We start from the raw sequence: 23,671 nt of genomic DNA, 5'->3' as shown, positions 1-23,671 counted from the left end.
AGCCGGGTTGCGGCGCAGGTACGCCGCCCGGCGCGCGATTCACAACGCATATTCGCGAACCACGCGGGCGCCCCGAATGTCCTAGAATAGACCGGAGCCCCAACGCCGCACATTGCCGTCGCGCGGCCGGGCACGCATCCAAGACTTGCCGCGCACACGGTAGTACTGGAGGAAAGCGTATGAACCTGCTACAGGCTATCGACGATCCGTCCGCACTGCGCCGCTTGCCGCGCGCCCAGCTCGAACTGCTGGCCCGCCAGTTGCGCCAGTTTCTGCTCGAATCGGTGGCACGTACCGGCGGCCACCTCTCGTCCAACCTCGGCACCGTCGAGCTGACGATCGCGCTGCACTACGTGTTCGACACGCCGCGCGACCGCATCGTCTGGGACGTGGGGCACCAGAGCTATGGTCACAAGGTGCTCACGGGCAGGCGCGAGCGGATGGACACGCTGCGCCAGCAGGGCGGCATTTCCGGCTTTCCGCGCCGCAGCGAAAGCGTCTACGACACCTTCGGCACCGCCCACTCTTCCACCTCCATTTCGGCCGCGCTCGGCATGGCCCAGGCCGCCAGGCTGCGCGGCGAGGACCGGTATGCGGTGGCCGTCATCGGCGATGGCGCGATGAGCGCCGGGATGGCCTACGAGGCCATGAACAACGCCGGCATCGCGAGCGACCTGCGCCTGCTGGTCATCCTGAACGACAACGAGATGTCGATCTCGCCCGCGGTCGGCGCGCTGAGCCGCTACCTGGCGCGCCTGTTGTCAAAGCCCGTGGTCGCGGCGGCGACGCTCTTCGAGCACTTCGGCTTCAACTACATCGGGCCGATCGACGGCCACGACCTGGACGCCCTCGTGCCGACGCTGGAAAACCTGCGCCAGTGCGAGGGCCCGCAGTTCCTCCACATCGTCACCAGGAAGGGGCAGGGCTACAAGCTCGCCGAGGCCGAACCGACCCGCTACCACGGCATCGGCAAATTCAATCCCCAGCTGGGCCTGCCGGCGCCGGCGCCGCCGGCGGGCAAGCCGAGCTATACCGAGGTGTTCGGCGACTGGCTGTGCGACATGGCGGCCGTCGACCCCCACCTGGTCGGCATCACCCCGGCGATGCGTGAAGGCTCGGGCCTGGTCCGCTTCGAGCAGCTTTTTCCGGAGCGCTATTTTGACGTCGGCATCGCCGAGCAGCATGCCGTCACCTTCGCGGGCGGCCTCGCGACCGAGGGCATGAAGCCGGTGGTGGCGATCTATTCGACCTTCCTGCAGCGCGCCTACGACCAGCTGATCCACGACGTGGCGCTGCAGAACCTGGACGTGACCTTCGCCATCGACCGCGCCGGCCTGGTCGGGGCCGATGGCGCGACCCACGCCGGCAATTACGACATCGCTTACCTGCGCTGTATCCCGAACATGGCCCTGATGGCCGCGTCCGACGAAAACGAATGCCGCAAGATGCTCACCACGGCCTACCGCCACCACGGGCCGGCCGCGGTGCGCTTCCCGCGCGGCAGCGGGCCCGGCGCGGCGGTCGAGGGCGCACTGGACGAGATCGCTTTCGGCCGCGGCGAGGTCCGGCACGAAGGCCGGGGCACGGCCATCCTGGCCTTCGGCTCCATGCTGGCGCCGAGCCTCGCCGCCGGGCGGGCGCTGGGCGCCACGGTGGCGAACCTGCGCTTCATCAAGCCACTCGACCTCGAGCTGCTGCTGCGGCTGGCACGCGATCACGCCCGGCTGGTGACGGTGGAGGAGGGCTGCCTGATGGGGGGCGCCGGCGCCGCGGTGGCGGAGGCGCTGGCCGCCGCCGGCGTGGTCATGCCCCTGCTGATGCTGGGCTTGCCCGACATCTTCATCCAGCACGGCGATCCGGCCGTCCTGCTGGCCGCCGCCGGGCTCGACACGGACGGGATCGCCAACGCCATCCGCCGCCGTTTTCCGGACGAGCAGGTAAGGCGGGTGGCAAATGACGGCTGAACGCGAGCAGGCGGGCGCCGGGCCCGGCGCGCGGTTCGCGCCGGGAGAAGGCGGCGCGGCCGCCCTCAGCGCCGCCGCCATCGGCAGCGCCGCCGGCGCCCCAGTGGCGGCGCGCAGCTCCTTCTACATGGCGATGCGCCTCTTGCCCCTGCGGCAGCGCGCCGCGATGGTCGAGATCTACGCCTTCTGCCGCGCCGTGGACGACATCGCCGACGGCGTCGACCCGGTGCCCGCAAAGCGCGCCGCGCTCGAACACTGGCGCGCCGACATCCGGGACTGCTGCGCGGGCGCCGGTCCGGCGCAACTGCAGGCGCTGGGAGGCCACGTCGAGACCTTCGGACTCGCCTGCGCGGACTTCGAGGCCGTGATCGACGGCATGCTCATGGATGCCGGCGCCGAGCCGCTGTGCGCGCCGCCGGCCGCCATCCTCGACCTGTATTGCGACCGCGTCGCCAGCGCCGTCGGGCGCCTGTCGGTGAAGGTGTTCGGCGTCCCCGGCCGCGATGGCGTCCTGCTCGCGCACCACCTCGGACGTGCGCTCCAGCTCACCAACATCCTGCGCGACATCGACGAGGACGCCGCCATCGGGCGCGTCTACCTGCCGCGCGAGCTGCTGCTGGAAGCGGGCGTAGCGCTGGACGCAGCGGTGGACGGAGCGGCGGCCTGCGATATCGCCGCGCATCCGGCCCTGCCGCAGGCCTGCATGCAGGTGGCGGTCCAGGCGCAGGGGCATTTCGACGCGGCCGGGCGCGTCATGCGCGGCTACCCGGCGTCCTGCGTGCGCACGCCGCGGCTGATGGGCGCGGTCTACCTTGCCCTGCTGGCGCGCCTGCGCGCACGCGGTTGGGCCAGCCCGCGTGCGCCGGTGCGCGTCGGCAAATTGGCGCGGGTCGGCATCCTGTTGCGGCATGCCGTCGTGTAGCGGCCCAGCGAGCCTGAGGGGGAACGATGCGGTACTCGGCGTTCGGAGCGATGCACAAGGAGGCGACGGGGACCGCCGCCTTCCGCCAGGACAGGCAGGACCCACCGCAGTCCGGGCCCGGGCTCGCGCGCGGGATCGATGCCGCGCTCGCCGCCGTGCTGGGCGAGCAGCGGCCCGACGGCCACTGGGTGTACGAGCTGGAGGCGGACGCCACCATCCCGGCGGAATACGTGCTGATGGTACATTTCCTGGGCGAGGCGCCGGATGCCGCACTGGAAGCCAAGATCGGCCGCCACCTGCGCCGGGTGCAGGGCGCGCACGGCGGCTGGCCCCTGTTCCACGGCGGCGCCTACGACCCCAGCGCCAGCGTGAAGGCCTATTTCGCGCTGAAGATGATCGGCGACCCGGTCGACGCCCCGCACATGGCGCGTGCGCGCGCCGCCATCCTGGCCCACGGCGGGGCCGAACGCAGCAATGTGTTCACGCGCTTCCTGCTGGCGCTGTACGGCATCGTGCCCTGGGACGCGGTGCCGGCCATGCCGGTCGAGATCGCGCTGCTGCCGGGCTGGTTTCCCTTCCACCTGACCAAGGTGTCGTACTGGACCCGCATCGTGCTCACGCCGCTGCTGGTGCTGGGCGCGCTCAAGCCGCGGGCGCGCAACCCGCGCGCCGTCGGCATCGACGAGCTGTTCCTGGGGCCGCCGGGCCGGCTCGGCGTGGCGGCGCGCGCGCCGCACCAGAGCCGCCTGTGGTTCGCCTTCTTCCGCACCGTCGAGCGCCAGTTGCGCCGGCTCGAGCCGCGCATCCCCGCGCGCCTGCGCCGCCGCGCCATCGAGCGCGCCAGCGCCTTCGTGCGCGCGCGCCTGAACGGCGAGCACGGGCTGGGCGCCATCTTCCCGGCGATGGTCAACGCGGTCCAGATGCTGCACGCGCTGGGCCTGGCGCACATGGATGGCGAAAACGCCGGCGAACATGCGGCCGAATACGCGGGGGCGCGCCGCGCGATCGACAAGCTGCTGGTCGACCGCGGCGAGGAGGCCTATTGCCAGCCCTGCTTCTCGCCGGTCTGGGACACGGCGCTGATGTGCCACGCGCTGCTCGAGGCCGGCACCCCGGAAGCGTTCGATGCGGCCTTGCGCGGCCTCGAGTGGCTGCGTCCGCTGCAGATCCTCGACCTGCACGGCGACTGGAGCCTGAACCGCCCCGGCCTGCGTCCCGGCGGCTGGGCCTTCCAGTATGCGAACGCGCACTACCCGGACGTGGACGACACGGCCGTGGTGGCGATGGCGATGCACCGCGCCGACGGCGTGCTGGGCGAACCCAGGTTTGCCGACGCCGTCGACCGCGCGCGCGAGTGGGTGCTCGGCATGCAGGGCCGCGAGGGCGGCTGGGGCGCCTTCGACCCCGATAACACCTGCCGCTACCTGAACAACATTCCGTTTGCCGACCACGGCGCGCTGCTCGACCCGCCCACCGCCGACGTCTCGGCGCGCTGCCTGTCGATGCTGGCCCAGCTCGACCCGGCGGCCTGCCGGCGCCGCAACGGGCCGGCGGCGCGCGCACTCGACTGGCTGCTGCGCGCCCAGGAGCCGCACGGCGCCTGGTACGGCCGCTGGGGCATCAACTACGTGTATGGCGTCTGGTCGGCGCTATGCGCCCTCGGCGCGGCCGGCCTCGGCATGCAGGACAGCGCGGTCGCGCGCGCGGTCGACTGGCTGCACGCGGTACAGAATCCGGACGGCGGCTGGGGCGAGGACGGCAGCAGCTACCGCCTCGACTATGCGGGCCACGAGCCTTTCCAGTCGCTGCCGTCGCAGACCGCGTGGGCGCTGCTCGGCCTGATGGCGGCCGGCGCCGTCGACTCCCCCGCGGCTGCGCGCGGCATCGCCTGGCTGCTCGAGCACCAGCGCGCGGACGGGCTGTGGGACGAGGAACACCATACCGCGACCGGCTTCGAACGCGTGTTCTACCTGCGCTACCACGGCTACGCCCGCTATTTCCCGCTGTGGGCGCTGGCGCGTTACCGCAAGCTGCGCGCGCCTGGCAGCAACCGCGTCGGATTCGGCATGTGAAGCCGGACGCCGCCCATGCCGACCTGCGCGCACCGGTGCTGGTGGTGTGCGGCCTCGCTTTCGAGACGGCCATCGCGGCGGGACCGGGCGTGGTCGCGGTCTGCGGTCCCGGACCGGCGCGGGTTGCGGCCGCGATCGACGCGCTGGCCGGCGGCAGGGGCGTGCACGCCGGCTGGGCCGGCATCCTCAGCTTCGGTTGTGCCGGTGCGCTCGACCCGGACCTGCGGGCGGGCGACTGCGTGCTGGCGTCGTGCGTGGTTGGCGGCGCGGACACGTTCGCCGCCGATCCGGCCTGGATGCAGGCCCTGAGGGAACGCCTGCCGCGCGCCCGCTGCGGAACGCTGGCAGGACTGGACGCGCCGCTCGCCTCGAGCGCCGCCAAGGCGCAGCTGTGGCAGGCCGGCGGCGCGCTGGCGGTCGACATGGAATCGCACGCGGCCGCGCTGGCGGCACGCCGCCTCGGCCTGCCGTTCGCGGCCGTGCGCGCCGTGCTCGACCCGGCCTGGCGCAGCCTGCCGCCGTGCGCCCTGGCGGCGTTGCGCGAGGATGGCGGCACCGACCCGGCAGCGCTGCTGCGCACGCTGGCGCTGGCGCCAGGCCAAGTTGGCCCGCTGGCGCTGCTGGCCCTCGACGCCTGGCGCGCGCGGCGCACGCTGCGCCGCGTTCGTGCGCAACTTGATGCGGCGCTGGCGCCACCGCGCCACTTTCCGGCAGGCTGAGCGCCAATGTCATCAGCCAGGAGCGCCTGACAAATCACGCCGACGCCCGCTGCGCGCGCCTCTTGCTTGTCTTGGGAGTAACAACGCCGTAGACTGAGCTATTCGGACCGTCCGTTAACGGCCCAGCCTGTGTAAAAACGTCAGGTCATGTAAACGAAACCGTGTCGGTAAACGTTGAGCCAGTATCTCATCCAACGGGTGCCATATGAAGCGCTTTATCGAAGGCGAAGAACGGGGACAAGGCACGTTGCTGCCTGAGCACCTGGACGATTACGTGACTGAGAATAATCCGGTCCGTGTAGTCGATGTGTTTGTCGAAGAGCTCGACCTCGCCGGCCTGGGATTCGCCCGCGTGCTACCGGCAAAGACGGGTCGACCTGCTTACCACCCAGCATTGCTGCTCAAGCTCTACATCTATGGCTATCTCAACCGTATCCAGTCGAGCCGGCGGCTTGAGCGCGAGGCGCAACGTAACGTCGAGCTGATGTGGCTGACAGGACGCTTGGCGCCCGATTTCAAGACGATAGCGAACTTCCGAAAAGATAACGGCAAGGCGATCAGTAAGGTCTGCCGGCAGTTCGTCGTATTGTGCCAGCAGCTCGATCTTTTCTCGGATGCGGTCGTCGCGATCGACGGCAGCAAGTTCAAGGCCGTCAACAGCAGCGACCGCAATTTTACCGATGCAAAACTCAAGCGCAGGATGGCAGAGATCGAGGCGAATATCGGTCGCTACCTGGCAGAACTCGATACTGCGGACCGACAGGAACCGACCACTGCAAAATCGAAAAGCGTTCGTCTGAACGACAAGATCGCAGCGATGAAATCTCAGATGGCGACGCTCAAGGAAATCGAAGCGAAGCTGATAAAGACTGGCGAAACGCAAATTTCATTGACTGACCCGGACTCGCGTTCGATGATGACACGTGGTTCAGGAATCGTTGGCTACAACGTGCAAACCGCCGTCGACGCCAAGCATCATTTGATCGTTGAGCACGAGGTAACCAATAACGGCAGCGACCGTGACCAGTTGTCGGGTATGGCCAAGAAAGCCCGCGCAGCAATCGGCACGACGACATTGACGGCAATTGCTGATCGCGGCTACTTCAAAGGCGAAGAAATCCAGGCCTGTCATGAGGCGGGCATCTGCACTTTGGTACCACCTACGAAAACCTCCGGCGCCAAAGCCGACGGCCGGTTCGACAAGGCCGACTTCATTTACGACCCCTCGACAAACGAATACCGCTGCCCAGCAGGCGAATCTCTCATCTGGCGCTTCGCGAGCGTCGAGAAAGGCATGACGAACCATCGGTACTGGAGCTCGAACTGCAAAGGCTGTGCTCTCAAGGACAAGTGCACGCCGAGTTCACAGCGGCGAGTGACCCGCTGGGAACATCAGGACGTGCTCGATGAGATGCAGGCGCGCCTTGAACAGACGCCGGACGCTATGCGAATTCGGCGCTCGACTGTCGAGCACCCATATGCGACGATTAAGGCCTGGATGGGAGCGACGCACTTCCTGACGAAAGGCCTGGAGCGTGTGAAAGCAGAGATGAGCCTGCACGTGCTTGCCTATAACTTCAGGCGCTTACTGGCAATTCTGGGCACCGAGAAGATGCTGGCAGCGATCAGGGCATACGCCCATATTCTGACGTTGCAAACCTTGTCTGAAGCGTTTTCTATGCTGGTCTTACTGAAAATTTCCAAGTGGGCCTACAAGGCCTGGAACGCTTCGTTATATTCAAGAATTAGCCTTAAACCGTACAATTCTGCTCCCGACTCTTCGTTTTGAGTTTTTACACGGGCTGGGCCAGAAGCGGACCTTGGAAAAGACACGGGTGATTGATGACGATTGCAGATGAGTTTCGCAGGTCCCTTGAGGTCGGCCTCGCCGAACTAGCGACAAACGAATGGGCAGTAACTGAAGCGCGGGAACAACTTGTCCGCGATGTGGCGCCAAGCGAGGCGTTCGAGAACATCGTTGATGTGTTGAGTTTGGCCGGAGAGCAAACCGACCCATACGCTTTTGCCTCATGTTGCTGGCTGGTGCTCGACCTCGCGAAGCTTAGCGATACGACTGAACTGCCAAGGAATCTGGAAGAGGTCGTGGCATCAATAGCCTCAGTCGCGAGCAATCTACAAGTCGAGGCCGAGCTACAAAACGTGGCGAACTGGTACCGAGTGAACCGTTAGCAGAAACGAAACTGGTACAGAACGAACGTCCGATATGGGTCCAGGCTGTGTAAAAACTCAAACCGACGAACTGCAAGCCGAATTGTGCGGGCCTGGGCTGATTCTGGAAGATAGAGACGCGTTCGAGGCCTTGTAATCCCACTTGAGCATTTTCAGCAAGGCCATTAAGGAAAACGCTTCAAGCAGGCCTTGGCGGGTCAGAAAATGGGCGTACGCCCTGATTGCAGCCAGCATTCCCTGCATGCCAAGTAACGACATCAAGCGCCTGAAGTTATAGGCAAGCACGTGCAGGCTCATCTCGGCCTTGACGCGCTCCAGTCCTTTCGTCAGGAAGTGCGTCGCCCCCATCCACGCCTTGATCGTCGCGTACGGATGCTCGACAGTCGAACGCCGGATTCGCATTGCGTCCGGCGTCTGTTCCAGACGCGCCTGCATTTCATCGAGCACGTCTTGATGTTCCCAGCGGGTCACCCGCCGCTGCGAACTCGGCGTGCACTGGTTTTTGAGCGAACAGCCCTTGCAGTTCGAGCTCCAATAGCGGTGGTTCGTCATTCCTTTCTCGACACTCGAGAAGCGCCAAATCAGAGATTCGCCTGCCGGACAGCGGTATTCGTTCTTTTGCGGGTCGTAAATGAAGTCAGCCTTGTCGAATCGACCGTCGGCCTTGGCTCCGGAGGTTTTCGTAGGTGGCACCAAAGCTGAGATGCCCGCCTCATGACAGGCCAGGATTTCTTCGCCCTTGAAGTAGCCGCGGTCGGCAATTGCCGTCAGTGTCGTCGTGCCGATGGCAGCACGGGCTTTCTTGGCCATGCCAGACAACTGGTCGCGGTCGCTGCCGTTATTTGTGACCTCGTGTTCGACAATCAAATGATGTTTAGCGTCGACTGCAGTTTGCACGTTATAGCCAACGATGCCTGAGCCGCGCGTCATCATCGAGCGCGAGTCCGGATCAGTGAGTGAGATCTGCGTTTCCCCAGTCTCCATCAGCTTCGCTTCGATTTCCTTGAGCGTTGCCATTTGCGATTTCATCGCCGCGATCTTGTCGTTCAGACGAGCGGTTTTCGACTTTGCAGTGGCTGGTTCCTGACGGTCAGCCGTATCAAGTTCTGCCAGGTAGCGACCGATATTCGCTTCGATCTCCGCCATCCTGCGCTTGAGTTTGGCATCGGTAAAATTGCGGTCGCTGCTGTTGACGGCCTTGAACTTGCTGCCGTCGATCGCGACGACCGCATCCGAGAAAAGATCCAACTGCTGACACAGAACGACGAACTGCCGGCAGACTTTACCAATTGCCTTACCGTTATCTTTCCGGAAGTTCGCTATCGTCTTGAAGTCGGGCGCCAGGCGTCCGGTGAGCCACATCAGCTCGACGTTGCGCTGGGCCTCGCGCTCAAGCCTTCGGCTCGATTGAATCCGATTGAGGTAGCCGTAAATGTACAGCTTGAGCAGCACGGCGGGATGGTAGGCCGGCCGACCCGTCTTCGCCGGCGCCACCCGAGCAAAACCCAGGTTGGCGAGATCAAGCTCGTCGACGAACACATCGACTACACGAACCGGATTATCGTCGGCCACGTAGTCGTCCAGGTGTTCGGGCAGCAGCGTGCCTTGTCCGCGGTCTTCGCCCTCAATAAAGCGCTTCATTTAGCACCCGAAGTGATGAGATACTGGCTTAACGTTTACTACACTGGCGCCGTTTACACGACCTACGTTTTTACACAGGCTGGGTCGGTTGCAGACGTTCAGACAGGTCCGCAACTGGCTAGGGGCGGAGCGTCAGCCACGAATGTTGAAAGCAAGAGAAGCGTGGCCGTGGCACCTCGACTTCGCCGGCTCGGCGCGGGCAGCGCAGGGCAACTTCGACATCGACATGCTGGCCGACGCCACCCGCGGCGCCCACGACATGTGGGGGCGCGCGCCGGTGCTCGGGATGCTGCCGGAGATCATGGCGCTGCACGTGCGCAAGCTTGATCCCGGCGAGCGGTTGTGGCAGAACTACAATCAGTCGATCTCGCTCAGGAACTGCTCGAGCGGGCGGCGCACCTTGGGCAGGTCGACCAGCCAATCCTGCTCGGCCTTGCGGTAGCCCAGCGGCAGCATGACCGCGCTGCGCAGGCCGCGCTCGCCCAGGTTCAGGATGCGGTCGACGGCGGCCGGATCGAAACCTTCCATCGGCGTGCAATCGACTTCCTCGTAGGCGGCCGCGATGATCGCCGCACTGAAGCCGATGTAGGCCTGGCGCGCAGCGTGTTCGAAGTTCACCTGCGAGCCGCGGCCCGGGTAGGTCGACAGCAGTTGCTGGCGGTAGGCTTCCCAGCCTTCGTTGCGGAAACCGCGCACCTCGTTGGTGAGGTCGAACATGTGGTTGATGCGCTCGGGCGTGTAGTCGTCCCAGGCGGCGAACACCAGCAGGTGCGAGGCGTCGACCACCTGCGCCTGGTTCCAGGCGACGTCGCGGATCTGGGCGCGCAGCGCCGGATTGTTCACGATCAGGATTTCATAGGGCTGCAGGCCGGATGACGTCGGCGCCAGGCGCGCGGCTTCGATGATGCGGTCGAGCTTATCCTGCGGCACCTCGCGCGTCGGGTCCATTGCCTTGGTGGCATAGCGCCATTTCAGTTTGTCGAGCAATTCCATGTAATGTTCTTTCGAATTAAAGGTGCGTTATTGTATTTGTTCACGGCAGATTGATAAACTACGATTCTGGCAAATGATTTGTTCGTGAGGGAGCAAGATGGGGCGGAAATTCGATCACCTGGCCGATGTCGAGGTGTTCCTTAATGTGGTCGAGCACGGTTCGTTCAGCGCGGCGGCGGTCGTGCTGTCGACCACGCCTTCGGTGCTGAGCCGGGCCGTGTCGCGGCTTGAGGCGCGGCTCGGCACACAATTGTTGCGCCGGACCACGCGCAGCCTCAGCCTCACCGATGCCGGCCAGCGCTACGCCGACGAAGCACGCGACGCCTTCGCCCGGCTTGGGCAGGCTGAGCAGGCAATGCGCAGCACGACGGCGCAACTGAGCGGCAAGGTACGCATGAGCGTGTCCACCGGGTATGGCCTGCAGCGCCTGCCGCCGGTACTGGCCGCCTACGCGCGAGCCTATCCGCTGGTTGAACTGGACGTCGACATCACCAACCGCAACGTCGATCTGGTGGCCGAGGGCTTCGACCTGGCGATCCGCTCTGGTCCGCTGCCGAGCAGCACGATGGCGTCGCGCCACCTGGAAGCGTCGCCGCTGTGCCTGCTGGCCACCCCTGCCTACCTGGAGACGGCCGGACCGCTCGCGACGCTGGACGACCTGGCGCGCCAGCATTGCATCGCCTTCGTCCGGCCAAACACCGGACGGGTATTTCCCTGGCAGCTGCGCGATGGAGAGCGCGACATCGATTGGATCCCGCCGGCATCGGTGACGGTGTCGACCGACGCGATGGGCGTCATCTGGCTGGCCGAGCAGGGCATGGGGATCGCACTGTGTCCGCGCCTGTTTGCGGAAGCCAGCCTGGCGGCGGGACGCCTGGTGGAGGTGTTGCCGCAGCTGGGTGGACGGACGCGCCCGTTCTCGGTTGTCTATCCGGCCCACCGTGGCTTGTCGGCGGCGTCGCGCGCGCTGATCGACATGCTGGTGGCGGCGCGGGCCAGTTCAGGCGGGATATAGCGCGGGCGAACGGCCGCCTGTCGACGATGGCGTGTCGACGATTTCGCAGCGCTGGCCGGCATCCCGTGTTTGTCTCATTTTTCCCGCATGGCGGGCTTGTTCCGGTCCGCGCCCTGGCCCGCCTCATAGTCCGGCAGCACCTCCGGCTTGTCCTCGTCCAGCTTCGACTGGCGCCGCGCCAGCCAGGCGTCGCGCACGAACAGGTATTTGTCGAGCGCCGCCTCCTCCAGCAGGTCGGTCGCGTTCAGGAAACGCGCGCGGGTGCTGACGAAGTCCACGCCCCACAGCACGTTGCGCGCGCGTGGCTCCGCATAGGTCATCGGGTTGGCATACTGGTCCACGCCGAAGCCGGCCGCGTCGCGGAAGGTACTCGGCCCGAACAGCGGCAGCACCAGGTAGGGCCCGCTGGCCACGCCGTAGTGCCCCAGCGTCAGGCCGAAGTCCTGCTCATGCGCGGGAATCCCGGCCGGGGTGGCGATATCGAGCACGCCGAGCAGCCCGAAGCTGCTGTTGAGGGCAAAGCGCATCAGGTCGGACATGCCGTCGGCAAAACGCAGCTGCGCGAAGTTGTTGAGCATGACCGGCACGGTGCCGAGGTTGGCGAAGAAATTCCCGACCCCGGTCCGGATCGGCCGCGGCACCACCCGGTTGTAGCCGCGCGCCACCGGCTGGGCGATGTTTCGGTCGATGGCGTCGTTGAAGCGAAAGGTGGCGCGGTTGAGCGGCTCGAGCGGATCGGCGGGATTGCGGTCCGGTCCGGTGGCGCAGCCTGCCGTGGCGGCCAGCGCACAGGCGGCCACGATGCGGATGGTGGCCTGGATAAGGCGTCGGAGGTCAGGTGGGTGCATGCCGGTTCCAGTCATGGTCATGGGTTCAGGGAGAAGAGTGTTCCAGCCCGGCGCCCGCCTCCTGCGCGTGCGCACGCGGCGTGCCGAGCAGGATGGGCTGGAAGAAGACGGCGCCGACCAGGGTGCAGGCCAGCGCCAGCACCAGCAGCGCGCCCATGCTGGCGGTGCCGGGGTGATGCGACAGCCACAGGCTGCCGAAGGCGGTGCCGGTGGTGGCCGCGCTCAGGATGATGGCCTCGGTCAGGCCCTGTTCCAGCAAGGCGGCCTGGCCCGCGCGCCAGGCCATCACGTAATAGATCTTGAAGGCGACGCCGACGCCCAGCAGCAGCGGCAAGGCGATGATGTTGGCGAAATTGAGCGGCAGGTCGAGCAGGACCGTCGCTTCGAGCGTGACCAGGCCCGAGACCAGCAGCGGCACCATGGTCAGCAGCACGTCGCCGAAGCGCCGGAACGCCAGCCACAGCAGCAGCGTGATCGTGGCGACGGCCAGCAGCGCGGCCTGGACGAAGGCGTCGACGATCAGCCTGGCCGCGCCCAGCACCGAGATCGGCCCGCCGCTGGCATCCGGCGCGACCCGCTGCACGGCCAGCGCGAACCGGCGCAGCAGGGCGTCGTCGCGCACCGCGGCCGCGCCGCCGGCGGCATGCCGGGCGCCCGCGGGCCGGCGCGGGCTGGCGTCGACCAGGGCGCGCCCGTCGGCGGCGATCCAGTTGCGCCGCAGCTCCCCGGGCAGGGATGCCAGCGTCACAGGTTCGGCCCGCAGCGCCTGGCGCAGGGCGTCGAGCGAGAGCCCGAGCGGCAGCGCCAGCGCCAGCTCGGCGCGATCGCGGGCGGCGGCATCACGCCGTGCCAGCGCCGCCAGCGCGCGGCTCAAGCGCTGGGCCGCTTGCGCGCCGGCGCCGGGATGGTCGAGCGCGGCATTGCGCAGCGCCAGCGCGGCCGCGCGCAGGGCACCGATGCGCGCGGCGTCCGGCGCCGGCGGCAGGGGCGCCTGCGCCAGCACCGGCAGCAGGGCGCTGCCGGCGGCGGCGACCAGCGGCAGCTTGGCGGCCTGCTGCTCCGGCACCAGGCTGGCCGCGGTGACCACCCGCGCGACTTCCGGCAGGCGCGCGATGCGGGCCGCCACCTGCCCGGCCTGCGCAAGCGTGGGGGCGAGCACCTGGATGTTGTCGAGGCCGATATCGGTGCTGCGCGACAGCGCCAGCAGTGCCGCCATCGATTCGCTGCGCGGGCTTTTGAGGTGCAGCGGGTTGAAGTCGAACTCCAGGTGCCGCAGCAGCGGCAGGCCGGCAATCACCACGGCCAGGGTGGCCACCAGCAGCGGTTTGCGGTGGGCCTGCAGCGCGCGGTCGACGGGAGCCAGCCAGGGGTAGCCGGGGGCGCTGGCGGCGGGCGCCGGGCCGAGCACCTGGATCAGCGCCGGCAGCAGGCTCAGGCAGGACGGCAGGGCGACGAACAGGATGCCGACGCCGGCGATCTGGCCCAGCTCGGCAACGCCGCGGTAGGCGGTGGGCAAAAAGGAGAGGAAGCCGAAGGCGGTGGCAATCGCCGCCAGGGTCAGCGGCAGGGCGATCACGCGCGTGGTTTCATGCAGGGCCTCGGCGGTGACGCCATGCTGGCGGTGCAGCTCGCGAAAGCGCATGCCGAACTGGATGCCGAAGTCGATGCCGATGCCGACGAACAGGATCGCGAAGGCGATCGAAATCAGGTTCAGGGCGCCGACCATCATCAGGCCGAGCGCGGACGTCAGCACCAGGCCGCCCGCCATGGTCAGGCAGACCGCCAGCACCAGCTTGCCCGAGCGCAGCGCCCGCCACAGGAGCGCCAGCACCAGCAGCAGCGCGAGCACGCTGCCGGCCACCGTGCCTTCCTGCAGGGACGCGAACTCGTCGTCCGACAGCGGAATTGGCCCGGTCAGCATCACGTCGGCCTGGTAGCGCCCGGCCAGGCGCAGCTCGCGCGCCGCGGCGCGGATCGTTTCGGCGGCGGCGGCACCCGGCATGAGGTCGCTGAAGTCGAGGACCGGCCTGACTTCGACCAGGCTGGACGCCGCGGCGTCCTTGCCGGCGCCATCGGCAGCGGTGCCGGCGAGATTCTGCCACGACAGCGCCGCCGGCCGCCCGGCCAGCACGGCCTCGACCACGCCGGCGCTGCGCTCCAGCAGCGGCGCCATGCCGGCCAGCCCGACCTGGCCGGTCTGCAGCGGCGTGCCGAGCGTCACGGACAGCAGGTTGGCCAGCCCGCGCAGCGAGGGATCGTGGGCGAGGGCATTGAGCAGCGGCCTGGCGTCGCGCAGCTGCCCGGTGAGCTGCGCAAGCTCGGGCACGGACAGGTAGAGCAGCCCATTGCGCTGGAAAAATGCGTTGGCCTGGCCCAGGGTGACCGAGTGGAAGTGCTGCGGCTGCCGGCGCAGGCGCGCGGCCAGTTCGCGCGCCGCCTGCGCGGCCAGTTCGGGCGCCGGCGCGCGCACGACGACCAGGGTGGTGTCGCTGCGCTCGGGGAAGGCGGCTGTCACGGCGGCGTCGCGTTTCGCCCACGGCGCGCCGGGATCCATCAGGCGGCCGACGTCGGTGGTGATGGCGAAGTGGCTGGCGGCGTACAGGCCGCCGGCGAGCACCAGCAGCAGGTACGCGCCGATGACCGCCCAGGCATGGCGAACCGAGAGGTGGACAATCCGGGCGATCAGCTTGGTCAGCATACGCTTGAAATGATGGGTTCGCACCTGCGCAGGTCCTGCCGGCGCGGATACGCCATAGTACCAGTCCATAGTAACAGTACCATCGGGGCAGGCTTCGGCGTATGCTGTCGCCTGTCGTATTAAGGCCTCATGGATGCAAGGAGACCCCATGAAAGCGTCGTTCATCCTTTCCCTCGCCATGCTGGCCCCGGCGCTCGCGGGCGTGCTGGCGGTACCGGCCCCGGCCCATGCACAACAGGCCGAGAAGCAGGCCGAAAAAAAGGCCGAAAGCGGCTCGCCGGACGAGGCGGTGAGAACCACCATCGACGGCGTGATGGCGGCCATCCGCAGCGACCCCGGCGGGCGCGCCGGCGATCCGGAGCGCATCTATCAGCTGGTCCGGCAACACTTCCTGCCGGCCACCGATTTCGGCCTGACCACCCAGTATGCGGTCGGCCCGGCCTGGGCCTCGGCCACGCCGGCCCAGCGCGAGGCGCTCGTCAGGCAATTCGAGACCTTGCTTGCGCGCACCTTCGCCCTCCAGCTGACCCAGGTCCACGCGCAGGATACGCGCTTCACCTACGCGCCGGCGCCTCGCCTCGCGGCGGGCGCCGGCGACGCCGTGGTCAGGACCAGCGTGCTGGCCGAGGGCGAGCGCATGCCGATCGACTACCGCCTGCGCAAGACCGGGGCCGGCTGGAAGATCTACGACATCAACATGATGGGTGCCTGGATGATCCAGGTCTACCGGCGCCAGTTCGCGGCCCAACTGGCCACCGGCGGAGTCGATGGGCTGATCAAATACCTGGCCGCCCATAACGCGGCCGTGTGAACAGGGCGGTCATCGGGACCGGACCTGCGGCGCCGGCCGCATCCGGCGCAAGCGCCTCGCTTCGAACCAGTGCCAGGACAGCAGGGCGGGAAGGCCGAGCACGATCTCGCGCATGCGCTTGACCAGGGCCAGCGACAGCGCGACCTCGCCGCCCACGCCGGCCAGGACGCCGAACAGCAGCACGGCCGCCTCCTGCACGCCGAGGCCGGCCGGCACCAGGAAGCTGGCGTGGCGCGCGGCCTGGGTCAGCGCCTCGATCGCGACGGCGGCCGTGACATCGACCGGATGGCCGAGCAGGCGCAGCGCATACCAGGTCTCGAGGCTGCCGAGCAGCCAGGACAGCAGCTGCCAGGCCAGCGCCCGCAGCAGCCGTGCATGGCGGCCGAACAGGCGCGCCACGGCGGCGTCGAGCCGGGCGCCGTCCAGGTCCGGCAAACCTGGGGACTGCGCGCCGAGCAGGCGCAGGCTCCAGCGCTCGAGGCGCTGGAAGGGCGCGCCATGGCGCAGCAGCCACCAGGCCAGCAGCGGCAGCGGCAGCGACAGCGCCAGGCTGGCCGCGATCACCCAGACCTGGCGCATGCCGGCGGCGACCTGCGCCATCAGCACCACGCCCAGGCCGCAGAACAGGTAGAGCACCGCGATCGTGAGCAGCACCTCGACGATCACGCTGGCGGCGACCGCCGCGGTGTCGGGGAGCCGCGTGCGCACCAGGCGCACGCCGACCACTTCGCCGCCCACGCCGGCCGCCGGCAGCAGGCGGTTGACGGCTTCGCGCACCGCCGCCACCCAGAGCAGGAACAGGAAGCCGGGCGCCGGCCCGGCAGCGGTGTCCGTGGGCGTGCGCAGCGCGGGTTCGAGCAGGATCTGCCAGGCGCGCACGTCGAGCGCCAGGGTGAGCAGCCGCAGCGGCACCAGCAGCAGCAGCGCCCAGCCGGCATGCCGGACGGCGCCCAGCACGGCATGCCAGCCCTGCCAGGCGACCAGCGCGCTCAGCAGGAGCAGCCCGGCCAGGGCGCCGCCGATGGCCAGCCGGCTCATGCGGGGGGCAGTCATGCTGGCAGGAGTCGTGCGGGCAGAAGGTCGGCGAAGCCGCCGAAGCGGAACCCGCTCGCGCGCAGGGCTTCGCGCGCCCGGGCGACGCGCGGCGAGACCAGGGCGGCGAATTCGTCGGCGTGGCGGTAGCCGGCCATCGAGGCGGCGATCGCCGCGCCCGACGCCAGCGCCGGGTGCAGGTAGAGTTCGCCCACCCCGGCCGAGGGCAGCCGCCGCAGGGCGCCCAGCAGGGCGTCCTCGTCGAAACGGCCCGAGAGGCGCAGGCCCACCAGGTAGTCGTTGTGCGCGATGCCGGCCGCGCGCAGGCGCGCGCGCAGCAATAACATCCAGGGCCGCAGCCACGGCGGCAGACCGGCTTCCAGCGGCAGCCGCACCGCGCGCAGGCCGAACTCGCGGCCGATGCCGAGCAACAGCGAGAGCACGGTCGGGTGCAGGTGGAAGTGCTTGTGGGCGTTGACGTGGTCGAGCGCCAGGCCGCTGGCGGCGAAGGCCTCGAACTGGGCGCGGATCTCGGCGGCCAGCTGGCGCCGCACGCGCGGCAGGAAAAAGAAGCGGACACCGTCGGCCACCATGCGCGAACCGAAGCGGCCGTCCGCGCCCACGAGGTCGGGGATGAGGCGCGGCGGCAGCACGGCGGCGCCGTCGGCCAGCACCAGGTGGAGGCCGACCCGCAGGCCGGGACAGGCGCGCGCGACCGCGACCGCATCAAGCGCGGCGGCTGCGCCGACCATCAGGCTGGCCGCGGACAGCACGCCTTCGCGATGAGCGCGCAGCACGGCGCGGTTGACGCTCTCGTGCAGGCCGAAATCGTCGGCGGTGATGATCAGGCCGGGGCCCGTGCCGTTCACACCTGCACCGTTCACGCCTGCTCCGCGCCGTGGGCGCGCAGGAAGCGGAAGAACTCGACCCCTTCGCGCAGGCGCCGCCGCGTCATCTCCCAGCTGTGCAGCATCTCGCGCACGATCTCCCAGATCTTCGCGGGGCGGAAGTAGAAGCTGCGGTAGAACTGCTCGAGGCTGTGGTACATCTCTTCGCTCGACAGGTGCGGGTAGTTGAGGGCGGCCAGCTGGACCCCGCTTTCGTTGACCAGGTGTATGGTCTTGTTCGGCGGTATCCATTCGTTTTCCAGCGCCTGCTCGTACAGTTTCGTGCCCGGATAGGGGGCGGCGAGCGAGACCTGGATCGTGTGCGGATTGATTTCCTTGGCGAATTCGATCGACTTGGCGATCGTCTCGCGCGTCTCGCCCGGCAGGCCGAGGATGAAGGTGCCATGCACGGTGATCCCGAGTTCCCGGCAGTCGGCGGCGAAGCGGCGCGCCATGTCGGTGCGCAGGCCCTTCTTGATGTTCACCAGGATCTGGTCGTCGCCCGACTCGTAGCCGACCAGCAGCAGGCGCAGGCCATTCTCCTTCATGATCTTCAGGGTGGAATACGGCACGTTGGCCTTGGCGTTGCAGGACCAGGTCACGCCGAGCTCCCCGAGGCCGCGTGCGATCTCCTCGGCGCGCGGCCGCAAGTCGGTGAAGGTATCGTCGTCGAACATGATCTCCTTCACCTCGGGCATGTTTTCCCTGATCCAGCGGACCTCCGCCAGCACGTTTCCCGGCGAGCGGATCCGGTAGCGATGCCCGCCCACCGTCTGCGGCCACAGGCAGAAGGTGCAGCGCGAGCGGCAGCCGCGCCCGGTGTACAGCGACACGTAGGGGTAGTTCAGGTAGCCGATGAAGTAGTTGCGCAGGTTCAGGTCGCGCTTGTAGACCGGCGCGACGAAGGGCAGCGCGTCCATGTCCTCGATCATCGGACGCGCCGGATTGTGGTGGATGCCGCCTGCGGCGTCGCGCCAGCTGACGCCGGCGATACCGGCCAGCGCCCGTCCCTCGGCGATGTCGCGGCAGGTGTAGTCGAACTCCTCGCGCGCGACGAAGTCGATGGCGCTGCTGGCCTCCAGCGAGGGGCCAGGGTCGACTGCGACCTTGGCGCCAACCATGCCGACGAGGGTAGCGGGCGCCCGTTCCTTGATCAGTTCCGCGAAGCGGGCGTCGGCCGGGAACGAGGGCGTGCTGGTATGCAGGATGACCAGCTCGTACTCTTGCGCGATGGCCAGCGCCTGCGCCACCGACAGGCCGTCGGCCGGGGCGTCGAGCAGGCGGCTGCCGGGCACCAGGGCCGCGGGCTGGGCCAGCCAGGTCGGGTACCAGAACGAACGGATCTCGCGCCTGGCCTGGTAGCGCGAGCCGGCGCCGCCGTCGAAGCCGTCGAAGGAGGGCGCTTGCAGGAACAGGGTTTTCATCATATGGACTCCCGGGTTCGGATGTGATCGGGCGCGGCCGAAACTAGAACGGCGGCGCCCGCCTCGCGGCGGCCGTCCACCCGCAGCCGATGCCCGCGCCAGCGCGTGGTGCTGCCGGCAAAGGCGCTGAGCCACTCGAGCAGCAGCAGGCAGTCGCGCACGGGTGCCAGCGGCAGCGTGGTCAGACGCGGCTGCGCGCGCCAGTGCAGCAGCAGGCGCGCACCCACGCCGGACAGCGCCAGCGCCCAGTTCCAGGGGGCTGGTGCCAGCCACAGGCCGAGCGCCAGCATCGGCAGCGTGAAGGTGACGAAGCAGAAGGCGTAGCCGGGCGGATTGAGCGACCGGATGGTCTGCATCCAGCGCCGCTCGCGCGCCCAGAGCGCGGCCAGGCTACGCTCGGTGACGTCGGTGCTCACGACAAGGTCGGACAGGACGGTCTTCAAGCCCTGGCGCCGGGGCAGCTCGCCGAGCCAGAAATCGTCGGCCAGCCGGTCCTTGAGCGCCTCGAAGCCGCCGATCCCGCGCAGGACCTCGGCGCGCAGGGCGATGGTGGCGCCGAAGCCGAAGGCGCTGCCGCCGCCACGGCTGGCAACGCGGACCGAGGGCGCGAACCAGGTGTCGATGAAGAGCACCCCCAGCCTGCTCCAGAAGCCCCTGATTGAGCCACTGAGCGCGATCCCGCGGTAGAGGCAGGTGACGATGCCAATGCCGGGGTCGGCCAGCGGGGCGGTCACCCGCTCCAGGTAATCGGGGCCGACGCCGATGTCGCTGTCGGCCAGCACCAGCCAGGGGTGGCGCGCCGCCGCCCTCATGTTGATCAGGTTGCTCACCTTGAGGTTGCTGCCGTGGACGCGCGGATCGACGACCAGCCGCAGGTCGACCCCGGGAAAGCGCCGCGCCAGGCGCGCGACCACCGCGATGGCTGGATCGCCGGGGTCGCGCACCCCGAACACCAGCTGGTAGCAGGGGTGGGTCTGGCGGCACAGGGTGGCGAGGTTGCGCTCCAGGTGCGGTTCGGCGCCGCACAGGGGCTTGAGCACGCTCACCGGCATCGCTGCGACGGCGCCGCTGGCGGGCCGCCAGGTGCGCGGCCGGCACAGCAGCGCGGCCAGCGCGTACAGGGTGGCCAGCGCGGTCAGCAGTGTTCCGGCGACGGTAAGGACGGGTGCCATCGCTGTGTCCCCATCTCAGCTGCGATCGGCCGCGTTCGGCGCCGCTGCCGGGCCCGCGCGCCGCCCGCGGATCTCTTCGAGCTTGATGGCGACGTGGCGCGTGTGCACGAACTGCGCCGGGCGCTGGCCCTTGAGCGGGAGGTCCGGCGCCATCGGCCCGCCCGTGCGCACGCCCGCCAGCGCGACCCGGGCCGCGGCCAGCGGGTGCGCGATGGTGTCAATCACGGCGCTCGCCTCGTAGCCGCTGTGTACCATGCAGTCGGCGCATTTCTCGTAGCGCCCGGTGCCATACGCGTCCCAGTCGGTCTCGTCCATCAATTCCTTGAAACTGGCGGCATAGCCTTCGCCCAGCAGGTAGCAGGGGCGCTGCCAGCCGAACACGGTGCGCGCCGGGTTGCCCCAGGGCGTGCAATGGTAGGTCTGGTTACCCGCCAAAAAGTCCAGGAACAGGCTGGACTGGCTAAATGCCCATTTGCGGCCGCCGTCGCCGCGCGCAAATATGTCGCGGAACAATTGCTTGGTTTTCGAGCGGGTGAGGAAATGGTCTTGCTCGGGGGCGCGTTCGTAGGCATAGCCGGGCGAGACGGTGATGCCGTCCACGCCGAGTCCCTTGACCGTATCGAAGAAAGCGGCGACGCGCTCGGGCGCGGCGTCGTTGAACAGCGTGCAATTGATGTTGACGCGAAAGCCGGCTGCCTTGGCACGCCGGATCGCCGCCACCGCGCGAACGTACACGCCCGGTTGGCAGACCGAGCGGTCGTGCATCTGCTCGTCGCCGTCCAGGTGGACCGACCAGACCAGGAAGGGGCTGGGGCGGTATTGCTCCAGTTTCTTCTCCATCATCAGGGCATTGGTGCAGAGGTAGACGAAGCGGTGGCGCGCGACGATGCCCGCCACGATGGCGGGCATGTCCTTGTGCAGCAGCGGCTCGCCGCCGGCGATGGAGACGACCGGGGCGCCGCACTCGTCGACCGCGCCGAGACACTCCTCGCGCGACAGGCGCAGGTTCAGGATGTCGTCGGGATAATCGATCTTGCCGCAACCCGAGCAGGCAAGGTTGCAGCGAAACAGTGGCTCGAGCATCAGGGCCAGCGGATAGCGCTTCTGTCCCGCCAGGTGCTTGCGCAGGATGTAGGCGCCGACCAGGGTTTTTTGCAGCATGGGAATGGCCATGTCGACTCCTCATGTTCCACGTGGTCAGGCGGCGTGGCCGGACAGTTCGGCCGGCAGCCGAAACTCGACGTGTTCCACCAGGCCGTCCATGGTCGAGAGCTCGACCGGGGCCAGGCGGCGCAGCGCGTCGATCAGGTGCTCGACCATTGCCTCGGGCGCGGAGGCGCCGGCCGTGATGCCGACCGTGCCGGCCCGCGCCACCCAAGCGGGATCGAGATCGCCGCCATTGGCCAGCAGGTAGCTCGGGATGCCGCATTCGGTGCCGATCTCGCGCAGCCGGTTCGAGTTCGAGCTGTTGGCGGCGCCGACGATGAGCAGCACGTCGACCTGCCGGCACAGCTCGCGCACCGCGCGCTGGCGGTTCTGGGTGGCGTAGCAGATATCGCGCACGTTCGGGCCGACGACGTCGGTGAAACGCCGTTCGAGGGCGGCGATCACGCCCCGGGTGTCGTCGACGCTGAGGGTGGTCTGGGTGACGTAGGCCAGCGGGGTGTCGGACGCCAGGTCGAGCGCCTCGACGTCGCCTTCATCCTGCACCAGCAGCACGCGGCCGTCGATCTGCCCGGTGGTGCCCTCGACTTCCGGATGGCCGGCATGGCCGATCAGGATCACGACCCGGCCGCTGGCCGCGTACTGCCGGCCCTGCAGGTGGACCTTGGCGACCAGCGGACAGGTCGCGTCCAGCACGTGCAGGCCGCGGCCCCTGGCCTCGGCCTCGACGCTGCGCGCGACGCCGTGCGCGCTGAAGATCGTGACCGCGCGCGGCGGCACCTGCTCCAGCATGTCGACGAAGACCGCGCCCTTGTCGCGCAGGCCGTCGACCACGGCCTTGTTGTGAACGATTTCGTGACGCACGTACACCGGCGCGCCGTGGCGTTCGAGCGAGCGCTCGACGATCTCGATGGCGCGGATCACGCCGGCGCAGAAACCGCGCGGTTGGGCTAGGATGACTCGCATGGAAGTGCTCCGTATCTGGTGGTGTCCTGGTCGGGAACCTGTTTTGATTGCGTTCAGCCGATTGCGTTCAGCGATGGTGTCCAGTCAAGAGCGCGGAGGATTACAATCCCTCCAGGGCGCCATCTTGCGGCGTCCACGGAGGAGGCCATGGCTGGGCAGGATCGCGTCCTGATTACCGGGGCGGCCGGTTTCATCGGGTCGGCCGTGGCGCGCGCCGCCCTGGCGCAGGGCTACCGGGTGCGCGTGCTGGTGCGCGCGAGCAGCCCGCGCGCCAACCTGGCCGGGCTCGGCGCCGAGGTGGCCGAGGCCGATATCCGCGACCAGGCCGCCGTCGAACAGGCCCTGGCGGACGTGCGCTATCTGCTGCACGTGGCTGCCGACTACCGGCTGTGGGCGCTTGACCCGGAAGAGATCGTCCGGAACAACCTGGCCAGCACGGCCTCGGTGATGCGCGCCGCGCTGGCGGCGCGGGTGGAGCGCGTGGTGTACACCAGCAGCGTGGCGACCCTGCGCGTCGGTCCCGCGACGGTGGCCGCCGGCGAGGACGAGCCGCTGGCGCCGGAACACGCCATCGGCGCCTACAAGCGCAGCAAGATCCTGGCCGAGCGCCTGGTCGAACGCATGGTCCTCGAGGACAATTTGCCGGCCGTCATCGTGAACCCGTCCACCCCGATCGGTCCGCGCGACCTGCGGCCGACCCCGACCGGACGCATCATCGTCGAGGCGGCCAGCGGCCGGATGCCGGCCTACGTCGAGACCGGGTTGAACGTGGTCGATGTGGCCGACGTTGCCGAGGGCCACCTGCTGGCGCTCGCCCATGGCCGGGTCGGCGAACGCTACATCCTGGGCGGCGAGAACCTGATGCTGCGCGAGCTGCTGGGCGAGATCGCGCTTCGCGCGGGACGCCGGCCGCCGCGCCTGCGCCTGCCGGTGGCGCCGCTGATCCCGCTGGCGCACGCGGCCGAAGCCATGGCGCGATTGTCCGGACGCGAACCCTTCCTCACCGTGGACGGCCTGCGCATGTCGCGCAACCGGATGTTCTTCAGCTCCGCCAAGGCCGAGGGGGAACTGGGCTACCGGCCGCGCCCGATTGGTGCCGCGCTGCAGGCGGCGCTCGACTGGTTCGGGCGCGCCGGCTACCTGGGCTAGCGGC

Annotated in this window: 18 protein-coding genes and 2 pseudogenes; 10 read left to right on the top strand and 10 right to left on the bottom strand. The window is 68.5% G+C overall.

Going from position 1 to position 23,671, the window contains the following annotated elements; genetic code table 11:
* Positions 1–179 precede the first annotated feature (179 nt).
* The 6 genes and pseudogenes from dxs to AC1MEM_RS17530 all read left to right on the top strand — a co-directional run bounded on the left by dxs (position 180) and on the right by AC1MEM_RS17530 (position 7,867).
* Positions 180–1,964, top strand: a complete 1,785-nt coding sequence (dxs, locus tag AC1MEM_RS17555; protein WP_499472611.1) for a 1-deoxy-D-xylulose-5-phosphate synthase — start codon at positions 180–182, stop codon at positions 1,962–1,964.
* Complete coding sequence (gene hpnD, locus AC1MEM_RS17550; RefSeq protein ID WP_499472609.1) at positions 1,954–2,886, top strand: presqualene diphosphate synthase HpnD; 933 nt, start codon at positions 1,954–1,956, stop codon at positions 2,884–2,886. The genes dxs and hpnD overlap by 11 nt, the downstream gene beginning before the upstream one ends.
* A gap of 26 nt (positions 2,887–2,912) precedes the next feature.
* Positions 2,913–4,958, top strand: coding sequence for a squalene--hopene cyclase (shc, locus tag AC1MEM_RS17545; protein WP_499472608.1), 2,046 nt, complete (start codon positions 2,913–2,915; stop codon positions 4,956–4,958).
* Complete coding sequence (locus tag AC1MEM_RS17540; RefSeq protein WP_499472606.1) at positions 4,955–5,677, top strand: phosphorylase family protein; 723 nt, start codon at positions 4,955–4,957, stop codon at positions 5,675–5,677. The genes shc and AC1MEM_RS17540 overlap by 4 nt, the downstream gene beginning before the upstream one ends.
* A 205-nt stretch (positions 5,678–5,882) precedes the next feature.
* Positions 5,883–7,310, top strand: a pseudogene (locus tag AC1MEM_RS17535) (IS1182 family transposase); the annotation flags it as partial.
* Positions 7,311–7,519: 209 nt separating this feature from the next.
* Positions 7,520–7,867: a hypothetical protein gene (locus AC1MEM_RS17530; RefSeq protein ID WP_499472604.1), complete on the top strand. Its 348-nt coding sequence runs from the start codon at positions 7,520–7,522 to the stop codon at positions 7,865–7,867.
* Positions 7,868–8,080: 213 nt separating this feature from the next.
* Here the strand turns inward: AC1MEM_RS17530 and AC1MEM_RS17525 are convergent.
* Positions 8,081–9,508: pseudogene (locus AC1MEM_RS17525) on the bottom strand (IS1182 family transposase); the annotation flags it as partial.
* Positions 9,509–9,650: 142 nt separating this feature from the next.
* Between AC1MEM_RS17525 and AC1MEM_RS17520 the strand changes: the two are divergent.
* Positions 9,651–9,950 (top strand): hypothetical protein, encoded by a 300-nt coding sequence (locus AC1MEM_RS17520; protein WP_499472602.1) that lies wholly within the window; start codon positions 9,651–9,653, stop codon positions 9,948–9,950.
* On the opposite strand, the gene AC1MEM_RS17515 is transcribed toward AC1MEM_RS17520, so the two are convergent.
* Positions 9,866–10,501, bottom strand: coding sequence for an NAD(P)H-dependent oxidoreductase (locus AC1MEM_RS17515; RefSeq protein WP_499472600.1), 636 nt, complete (start codon positions 10,499–10,501; stop codon positions 9,866–9,868). The genes AC1MEM_RS17520 and AC1MEM_RS17515 overlap by 85 nt on opposite strands.
* 97 nt (positions 10,502–10,598) lie before the next feature.
* Between AC1MEM_RS17515 and AC1MEM_RS17510 the strand changes: the two genes are divergently transcribed.
* Complete coding sequence (locus AC1MEM_RS17510) at positions 10,599–11,516, top strand: LysR family transcriptional regulator (protein WP_499472599.1); 918 nt, start codon at positions 10,599–10,601, stop codon at positions 11,514–11,516.
* Between the two features lie 74 nt (positions 11,517–11,590).
* On the opposite strand, the gene AC1MEM_RS17505 is transcribed toward AC1MEM_RS17510, so the two are convergent.
* Positions 11,591–12,364: an MlaA family lipoprotein gene (locus AC1MEM_RS17505; RefSeq protein ID WP_499472597.1), complete on the bottom strand. Its 774-nt coding sequence runs from the start codon at positions 12,362–12,364 to the stop codon at positions 11,591–11,593.
* Positions 12,365–12,389: 25 nt separating this feature from the next.
* Positions 12,390–15,086 (bottom strand): hopanoid transporter HpnN, encoded by a 2,697-nt coding sequence (hpnN, locus tag AC1MEM_RS17500; RefSeq protein WP_499472595.1) that lies wholly within the window; start codon positions 15,084–15,086, stop codon positions 12,390–12,392.
* A gap of 124 nt (positions 15,087–15,210) precedes the next feature.
* On the opposite strand from hpnN, the gene AC1MEM_RS17495 reads away from it, so the two are divergent.
* Entirely contained in the window at positions 15,211–15,873 is a 663-nt protein-coding gene (locus tag AC1MEM_RS17495; protein ID WP_499472593.1) for an MlaC/ttg2D family ABC transporter substrate-binding protein, read from the top strand.
* A gap of 9 nt (positions 15,874–15,882) precedes the next feature.
* On the opposite strand, the gene AC1MEM_RS17490 is transcribed toward AC1MEM_RS17495, so the two are convergent.
* From AC1MEM_RS17490 to ispH, 6 genes are read right to left on the bottom strand one after another with little or no spacing between them, the layout of a single operon-like run.
* On the bottom strand, positions 15,883–16,926 hold the full coding sequence (locus AC1MEM_RS17490; RefSeq protein ID WP_499472592.1) for a lysylphosphatidylglycerol synthase domain-containing protein: 1,044 nt from the start codon (positions 16,924–16,926) through the stop codon (positions 15,883–15,885).
* On the bottom strand, positions 16,923–17,789 hold the full coding sequence (hpnK, locus tag AC1MEM_RS17485) for a hopanoid biosynthesis-associated protein HpnK (protein ID WP_499472590.1): 867 nt from the start codon (positions 17,787–17,789) through the stop codon (positions 16,923–16,925). The genes AC1MEM_RS17490 and hpnK overlap by 4 nt, the downstream gene beginning before the upstream one ends.
* Positions 17,786–19,219 carry a hopanoid biosynthesis associated radical SAM protein HpnJ gene (gene hpnJ, locus AC1MEM_RS17480; RefSeq protein ID WP_499472588.1) on the bottom strand — a complete coding sequence of 478 codons (1,434 nt, stop codon included), beginning with the start codon at positions 19,217–19,219 and terminating at the stop codon, positions 17,786–17,788. The genes hpnK and hpnJ overlap by 4 nt, the downstream gene beginning before the upstream one ends.
* Positions 19,216–20,388 carry a bacteriohopanetetrol glucosamine biosynthesis glycosyltransferase HpnI gene (hpnI, locus tag AC1MEM_RS17475; protein ID WP_499472586.1) on the bottom strand — a complete coding sequence of 391 codons (1,173 nt, stop codon included), beginning with the start codon at positions 20,386–20,388 and terminating at the stop codon, positions 19,216–19,218. Before hpnI ends, hpnJ begins: the two co-directional genes overlap by 4 nt.
* Before the next feature lie 15 nt (positions 20,389–20,403).
* Positions 20,404–21,561, bottom strand: coding sequence for an adenosyl-hopene transferase HpnH (gene hpnH / locus AC1MEM_RS17470; RefSeq protein ID WP_499472585.1), 1,158 nt, complete (start codon positions 21,559–21,561; stop codon positions 20,404–20,406).
* A gap of 24 nt (positions 21,562–21,585) precedes the next feature.
* Entirely contained in the window at positions 21,586–22,518 is a 933-nt protein-coding gene (gene ispH, locus AC1MEM_RS17465; protein WP_499472583.1) for a 4-hydroxy-3-methylbut-2-enyl diphosphate reductase, read from the bottom strand.
* A 147-nt stretch (positions 22,519–22,665) separates the two neighbouring features.
* Between ispH and hpnA the strand changes: the two genes are divergently transcribed.
* Positions 22,666–23,667, top strand: a complete 1,002-nt coding sequence (hpnA, locus tag AC1MEM_RS17460; protein ID WP_499472581.1) for a hopanoid-associated sugar epimerase — start codon at positions 22,666–22,668, stop codon at positions 23,665–23,667.
* The last annotated feature ends 4 nt before the right edge of the window (positions 23,668–23,671 follow it).

The organism is Telluria sp. AIW5 (genome assembly GCF_056680575.1).
The sequence above is the reverse complement of the archived record's forward strand: the minus strand, read 5'-3'. Positions and strand labels throughout refer to the sequence as shown.